Source organism: Pseudomonas sp. P4_C1 (assembly GCF_056402155.1).
Genome location: NZ_JBFUHY010000155.1, coordinates 1 through 2020 on the forward strand (window position 1 = coordinate 1; position 2020 = coordinate 2020).

The window sequence follows — 2020 nt, forward strand, 5'->3', positions numbered from 1 at the left end:
GGAGAAAGTGTTGATGAGCACTTCAACGACATTTCGACGTCCGGCAAAAAAGCAAGATCTGCGTCGAGAGGCGGAGATCGCTGCCTTTTGGCGATTCATTGCCAATCTAGCGTTACTACAAGATTCGGAAAGGCTTCAGCAAATCAAGATAGGGTTTCCCGCTCACCTCATTCAATCATTCCGCCTGGTCTTCGACCTTCAAGATCGTCACTTGAAAACACTGTTCAATGCATCAATCTCGACGCTGGAAAAACGACGGAGAGCGCAAACGAACCTTGATCCTGTCGGCTCCGAACGTTTGGACCGAATTGCTGCAGTCAGTCACTTGGCGGAGAGGACTTTTGAAGACCAAGTGCGCGCGGCGCAGTGGCTATCGACGCCAAATTCAGCACTCAATGGGACTGCACCGATCATGCTCTGTGAGACTGAGATAGGCGCTAAACAAGTTCGCCGAATCCTACAGGCCTTGGAGTGGGGGAGCGTAGTCTGATGAGTTCACGGGATCGACTAAGCCAATCTGGCTGGTTGAGGCCTATGGTATGACATTGAAGTTTTCCGATCACATTTCCGCCGAGCAGTGCGCGGCGAAACTGGAAGAACGCGTAAATACGCCCCATGTTCTTCCACCAGAGACTCAGAAGTACTGAACCGCAGAGCATTTTCGAGTTCTGCGACGCTCTTAGTACTGGTTACCATTTGATTGCTGTTCCCAGGTGCTTTCCGTTCCGTTGCACATACCACTTGAAAGGTCATGCAGTGCAAAAGCGACCTTACGGGGTGGTCTGTTTTCTACCTTAGCGATACCCATTCGGTAAGGTGATCTAAATGGTCGATTCTGTAGGCAAGTTGGATAAAGATTTCGAGCCCGACAAACAAACTCTAGTCACGGCCTCCAGCGACAAACTCAAGGTTGGGTAACTGATCGCTTTGGTGATTGGTTCGATGGTCGGCGGTGGCATTTTCTCACTGCCACAGAACGTCGCCCCAAGTGCTGCTCGACTCTGAAGAAGCCTGTCAGCGGGACAACGCTGGAAACTGGCCGCAACGGCTGTCGCGCAAGCACTAGGCTGGCTGATCGGTATTGGCTGGAGCAGCCTCTGTCGCAACATTCGGGGTTTCGCTCGGTCGCAGCCTGAAGCGACAGACATGCCCGCCACGCACCATGCATTCGCTGTGTTCGACTTCACCGCCGCCCAGCGTGCCGATCAAGGCCAGGTCCAGTTGGCAGACCACCGGGTGCTCGGCAGCCAGGCGATGGAAGACGCAGTTATGCGCGACGATTTCCGGGGTGCCGCCTGAGCGAAAAAACACCTCGGCTTCGTAGCCTGTCTGGTTCATGTGCTGGACGATCCTGGCTTCATCCACGACCTGTTGTTCCAGGTCCGAAGCCAGTTTGCGGCCCATGCTGCGCATCAGCGAGGCCAGGGCTTCGGGACCGATGATGGCGGCGACCTCATCAAGCAATATGCTGGCCAGTAGATGATAGTGGCGAGGGAACTGCTCCCGCGCGTGGTCGGTGAGCCGATACAGCTGCTCCGGACGACGGCCCGTCGGACGGGTGTCGCCGCGCAACACCAGGTCGTCACGCTCCAGCGCCGCCAAATGTTGGCGGATCGCCGTGCGCGTGACGGCCAGATGTTCAGCCAACTCGTCAATGCTCATGCCGCCCGCATGGTGCAGCAGCGCATTGAGCAGGTCTTGCTGTGTTCGGCCCAGTCCTTCCAGCATGGGATGCCCTCGCGCGGTATCAGAACTTGTCAGGGAAATGCTTGACCAGCGCGGCGGTCAGCGCGTCGGCCAGGGCCAGGATGTGCGTGCGCATCATCGCCCAGGTACGGGCTTCGCCGGCGTAATCGTGCGCGGCAAACGCATCGATCTGGGCGACGTGGTGACCGCCATGGGCCGACAGCATGTTGACCAGTGTGGCTTCAGGCAAATTGGGGTTGGCGGTGGCCAGGAAAGCCGCAATCGCCTTGGCATTGCTGGTCAACTCGGTGACGGCAGCCTGCTTGCCCTTGGC

General features: G+C 57.1%; 2 protein-coding genes and 2 pseudogenes. 2 read left to right on the forward strand and 2 right to left on the reverse strand.

Annotated elements, in window-relative coordinates; genetic code table 11:
• On the forward strand, positions 1-490 hold a 490-nt coding region (gene parS / locus AC1DU9_RS29710; RefSeq protein ID WP_477811259.1), incomplete at its 5' end, for a type II RES/Xre toxin-antitoxin system antitoxin.
• A 335-nt stretch (positions 491-825) separates the two neighbouring features.
• Positions 826-996: pseudogene (locus AC1DU9_RS29715) on the forward strand (arginine-ornithine antiporter); the annotation flags it as partial.
• A gap of 66 nt (positions 997-1062) precedes the next feature.
• On the opposite strand, the gene AC1DU9_RS29720 reads toward AC1DU9_RS29715, so the two are convergent.
• Positions 1063-1728, reverse strand: coding sequence for a helix-turn-helix transcriptional regulator (locus AC1DU9_RS29720; RefSeq protein ID WP_477811260.1), 666 nt, complete (start codon positions 1726-1728; stop codon positions 1063-1065).
• 19 nt (positions 1729-1747) lie between these two features.
• Positions 1748-2020, reverse strand: a pseudogene (locus tag AC1DU9_RS29725) (hypothetical protein); the annotation flags it as partial.